The organism is Aeromicrobium sp. (assembly GCF_036676885.1).
Lineage (GTDB): Bacteria > Actinomycetota > Actinomycetes > Propionibacteriales > Nocardioidaceae > Aeromicrobium.
Map to the genome: position 1 here is coordinate 1 of NZ_JAKFCB010000282.1, position 3,429 is coordinate 3,429.

Genomic DNA, 3,429 nt, shown 5'->3' on the forward strand with positions numbered 1-3,429 from the left:
AACGCGATGTTCCGCGTGGAGCTGGCCAACGGCCACAAGGTTCTCGCGCACATCAGCGGCAAGATGCGCCAGCACTACATCCGCATCCTCCCCGAGGATCGCGTTGTGGTGGAGCTCTCGCCGTACGACCTCTCCCGCGGCCGCATCGTCTACCGCTACAAGTAAACACACATACACACGTTCAGATCCCAAAGAGAGACTCTCGATGAAGGTCAACCCGAGCGTGAAGAAGATCTGTGACAAGTGCAAGGTGATTCGTCGCCACGGCCGCGTCATGGTGATCTGCGAAAACCCGCGTCACAAGCAGCGCCAGGGCTAGGCAGAGCTTCTTCACACCCAGCAACACGAAACATCTGATCGCTCCCGTCACAGCACGATCGTGGCGGGTCACCCCCGGAAGCGTAGGCCGGGGCCCGGCTCAGGATCGTCCAAGATCCTGGAGGCAGTCGGGATGCATCAGGTGGCCATACCTCGCCGAATGGAAGGAAATGCCTAGATGGCACGCCTCGTAGGAGTCGACCTCCCGCGCGAAAAGCGCATCGAGATCGCACTCACATATGTATTCGGGATCGGCCGCACCCGTGCCGCCGAGACCCTCGCAGCAACCGGCATCAGCCCGGACAAGCGCGTCCACGAGCTCGACGACAACGACCTCGTTGCTCTGCGCGATCACATCGAAGCGAACTACCAGACCGAGGGCGACCTGCGTCGTACGGTCACCGGTGACATTCGCCGCAAGATGGAGATCGGCAGCTACCAGGGCCGTCGCCACCGTGCGCACCTGCCCGTTCGTGGCCAGCGCACCAAGACCAACGCGCGTACCCGCAAGGGTCCCAAGCGCACCGTCGCCGGAAAGAAGAAGTGATAGCGCATGCCTCCTAAGACAGCTGGCAAGAAGGTCCGCCGCAAGGAGAAGAAGAACGTCGCTCAGGGCGAAGCCCACATCAAGAGCACGTTCAACAACACCCACGTCACCATCACGGATCCTTCGGGCGCCGTGATCGCATGGGCCTCCGGCGGCACCGTCGGATTCAAGGGCTCGCGCAAGTCGACGCCGTTCGCAGCCGGTATGGCTGCCGAGTCGGCCGGTCGCCAGGCGATGGAGCACGGGATGAAGAAGGTCGACGTCTTCGTGAAGGGCCCCGGTTCGGGCCGCGAGACGGCGATCCGGTCGCTGAGCGGAGTCGGCCTCGAGGTCGGCACCATCTCCGACGTGACCCCCAGCCCCCACAACGGCTGCCGTCCCCCCAAGCACCGTCGTCTCTGACGTCGACTGAATTCTTTCTAGGAGCTATCAACCATGGCCCGTTACACCGGACCTCTCACCAAGAAGTCGCGCCGTCTCGGCATCGACCTCGTCGGTGGTGACGCTGCATTCGAAAAGCGTCCTTACCCTCCCGGCCAGCACGGCCGCGCGCGCGTCAAGGAGTCGGAGTACCGCAACCAGCTGCTCGAGAAGCAGAAGGCGCGTTACACCTACGGAGTGCTCGAGAAGCAGTTCCGCAAGTACTACGAGCTCGCCTCGCGTCGCCCCGGCAAGACCGGCGACAACCTGCTGCAGATCCTCGAGTCACGCCTCGACAACGTCGTCTACCGTGCGGGCTTCGCCCGTACGCGGCGTCACGCCCGCCAGCTCGTCAACCACGGACACTTCGTGGTCAACGGCGTCAAGACCGACATCCCGTCGTTCCAGGTGAGCAAGCACGACATCATCGACGTCAAGACCAAGTCGCTGGAGACCACGCCGTTCATCGTCGCGCGTGAGACCCACGACCGCGACACCGTGCCGGCCTGGCTCGACGTCGCACCCGAGCGCGGCCGCATCCTCGTGCACAGCCAGCCTGTGCGCGAGCAGATCACGGTCCCGATCAACGAACAGCTGATCGTGGAGTTCTACTCCAAGATCTGATCGGCCCGCTCTCACCGTGAAAACAACCCGGACCTTCAAATAGAGGTTGGTCCGGAAAGGAAGAAACAATGCTCATCGCCCAGCGCCCCGCCCTGTCCGAAGAGGTCGTCGACGAGTTCCGTTCGCGGTTCGTCATCGAGCCCCTGGAGCCCGGCTTCGGCTACACCCTCGGCAACTCCCTGCGTCGTACGCTCCTGTCGTCGATCCCGGGTGCGGCCGTCACGTCGATCAAGATCGACGGCGTCCTGCACGAGTTCTCGACCGTCCCCGGTGTGACCGAGGACGTCACCGAGATCATCCTCAACCTCAAGGAGCTCGTGGTCTCCTCGGAGAACGACGAGCCCGTCGTCATGTACCTCCGCAAGGAGGGCACCGGCGAGGTGACCGCCGCTGACATCCAGCCCCCGGCCGGTGTCGAGGTCCACAACCCGGACCTGCACATCGCGACGCTCAACGCCAAGGGCAAGATCGAGATCGAGCTCGTCGTCGAGCGTGGCCGCGGCTACGTGTCGGCCGTGCAGAACAAGTCCGGTGACGAAGAGATCGGCCGCATGCCGGTCGACTCGATCTACTCGCCGGTCCTCAAGGTGACCTACAAGGTCGAGGCGACCCGAGTCGAGCAGCGTACGGACTTCGACAAGCTCGTGATCGACGTCGAGACCAAGAAGTCGATCCTGCCGCGTGACGCGATCGCGTCGGCCGGTTCCACCCTGGTGGAGCTGTTCGGCCTGGCTCGTGAGCTCAACGTCGAGGCCGAGGGCATCGACATCGGACCTTCGCCGGTCGACGAGCAGCTCGCTGCTGACCTGGCGCTGCCGATCGAGGACCTCAACTTCACGGTGCGTTCCTACAACTGCCTCAAGCGTGAGGGCATCCACACCGTGGGTGAGCTCATCACGCGCTCGGAGCAGGACCTGCTCGACATTCGCAACTTCGGTTCGAAGTCGATCGACGAGGTCAAGGCCAAGCTCGCCGAGATGGGCCTCGCGCTCAAGGACAGCCCGGCTGGTTTCGACCCGTCGGCCGTCATCGACGCCTACGACGACGACGCCAGCTTCGCCGAGGACGAGCAGTACTGAGTACTGCCCGTCCTTGACGGCTCAGCCCGAACAATTTTGGAGACGAAACAATGCCCACCCCCACCAAGGGACCTCGCCTCGGCGGTAGCCCGGCCCACCAGCGTCTGATCCTCGCCAACCTCGCGCAGAACCTGTTCGAGCACGGCAAGATCACGACCACCGAGGCCAAGGCCCGTCGCCTGCGTCCGTACGCAGAGGCGCTCATCACGAAGGCCAAGACCGACACGGTGGCCAACCGCCGCCAGGTCGTCAAGGTCATCCGTGACAAGAGCATCCTGCACACGCTGTTCACCGAGATCGGTCCCGCCATGGCGACCCGTCCCGGCGGCTACACGCGCATCACGAAGGTCGCGCCGCGCAAGGGCGACAACGCCCCCATGGCCGTCATCGAGATCGTCGAGGCCAAGCAGTTCGGCGCGCAGAACCAGACGCCCAAGAAGG

7 protein-coding genes are annotated in these 3,429 nt (G+C 63.9%); all 7 read left to right on the plus strand.

Features of this window, described 5'->3' with window-relative positions:
• The coding region (infA, locus tag V6M46_RS12760) for a translation initiation factor IF-1 (protein WP_332665672.1) at positions 1-165 on the plus strand (165 nt) is incomplete at its 5' end.
• Positions 166-205: 40 nt separating this feature from the next.
• Positions 206-319, plus strand: coding sequence for a 50S ribosomal protein L36 (rpmJ, locus tag V6M46_RS12765; protein WP_008361054.1), 114 nt, complete (start codon positions 206-208; stop codon positions 317-319).
• A 177-nt stretch (positions 320-496) separates the two neighbouring features.
• A complete protein-coding gene (gene rpsM / locus V6M46_RS12770; RefSeq protein WP_056209375.1) occupies positions 497-865 on the plus strand; it encodes a 30S ribosomal protein S13 in 369 nt (122 codons plus the stop codon).
• 6 nt (positions 866-871) lie between these two features.
• Complete coding sequence (gene rpsK, locus V6M46_RS12775; RefSeq protein WP_056209373.1) at positions 872-1,267, plus strand: 30S ribosomal protein S11; 396 nt, start codon at positions 872-874, stop codon at positions 1,265-1,267.
• 33 nt (positions 1,268-1,300) lie between these two features.
• On the plus strand, positions 1,301-1,909 hold the full coding sequence (gene rpsD / locus V6M46_RS12780; RefSeq protein WP_056209369.1) for a 30S ribosomal protein S4: 609 nt from the start codon (positions 1,301-1,303) through the stop codon (positions 1,907-1,909).
• Positions 1,910-1,977: 68 nt separating this feature from the next.
• A complete protein-coding gene (locus V6M46_RS12785) occupies positions 1,978-2,988 on the plus strand; it encodes a DNA-directed RNA polymerase subunit alpha (protein ID WP_332665666.1) in 1,011 nt (336 codons plus the stop codon).
• A 50-nt stretch (positions 2,989-3,038) separates the two neighbouring features.
• The coding region (gene rplQ / locus V6M46_RS12790; RefSeq protein WP_332665669.1) for a 50S ribosomal protein L17 at positions 3,039-3,429 on the plus strand (391 nt) is incomplete at its 3' end.

What these genes read in the sequence shown, in the direction of transcription:
- rpsK (WP_056209373.1), top strand. Translation starts at nt 872, where the DNA reads ATGCCTCCTAAGACAGCTGGCAAGAAGGTCCGCCGCAAGGAGAAGAAG.
- rpmJ (WP_008361054.1), top strand. Translation starts at nt 206, where the DNA reads ATGAAGGTCAACCCGAGCGTGAAGAAGATCTGTGACAAGTGCAAGGTG.
- V6M46_RS12785 (WP_332665666.1), top strand. Translation starts at nt 1,978, where the DNA reads ATGCTCATCGCCCAGCGCCCCGCCCTGTCCGAAGAGGTCGTCGACGAG.
- rpsD (WP_056209369.1), top strand. Translation starts at nt 1,301, where the DNA reads ATGGCCCGTTACACCGGACCTCTCACCAAGAAGTCGCGCCGTCTCGGC.
- rpsM (WP_056209375.1), top strand. Translation starts at nt 497, where the DNA reads ATGGCACGCCTCGTAGGAGTCGACCTCCCGCGCGAAAAGCGCATCGAG.